Below are 430 nucleotides of genomic sequence, written 5' to 3'. Positions count from 1 at the left end.
GAGCCCGGGCGTCGTCACGATCGTGCTGTGGTCGACCGCCGCCTGGGAGGTCACCACCTCGACCTCGGCCCGCTACAACCTGGTCGAGCCGACCGTCACCGACGTCGCCGGCGCCGACTGCGTCGCCTCGCCGGGCAAGCGCGGCTTCACCGTCGACGTCGCCCGCCACCTGCACAGCCTCACCGACCCGGTCGCCGACCGCGACGAGACGGTGACCACGACCTACGCGCCGGTCGACGGCGTCGCCTGCACCGGCTAGCCCCTCACGGCGCCAGCCGGTGGAGGTCGCGCGGGAACAGCGTCACCTCACGGATGTTGGCGGACTCGGTGAGCCGGCCGACGAAGCGCTCGAGCCCGATGGCGAACCCACCGTGCGGCGGGATGCCACGGCGGAACGCCTCGACGTACGACGCGTAGGGCTCGTACGGGT

At 73.0% G+C, this 430-nt stretch carries 2 protein-coding genes; one reads left to right on the top strand and one right to left on the bottom strand.

All coding sequences use genetic code 11. The annotated features are described in order from the left end of the window. The coding region (locus K9U41_RS23340; RefSeq protein ID WP_282643215.1) for a hypothetical protein at positions 1 to 259 on the top strand (259 nt) is incomplete at its 5' end. 4 nt (positions 260 to 263) lie between these two features. Here the strand turns inward: K9U41_RS23340 and K9U41_RS23335 are convergent. Next, on the bottom strand, positions 264 to 430 hold a 167-nt coding region (locus tag K9U41_RS23335; RefSeq protein ID WP_349237873.1), incomplete at its 5' end, for an amino acid--tRNA ligase-related protein.

Origin of the sequence: Xanthobacter autotrophicus (assembly GCF_029991245.1) — a bacterium.
In the GTDB taxonomy this organism is placed as follows: Bacteria; Pseudomonadota; Alphaproteobacteria; order Rhizobiales; family Xanthobacteraceae; genus Xanthobacter; species Xanthobacter autotrophicus_C.
This window is presented reverse-complemented; position numbering and strand designations above follow the sequence as displayed.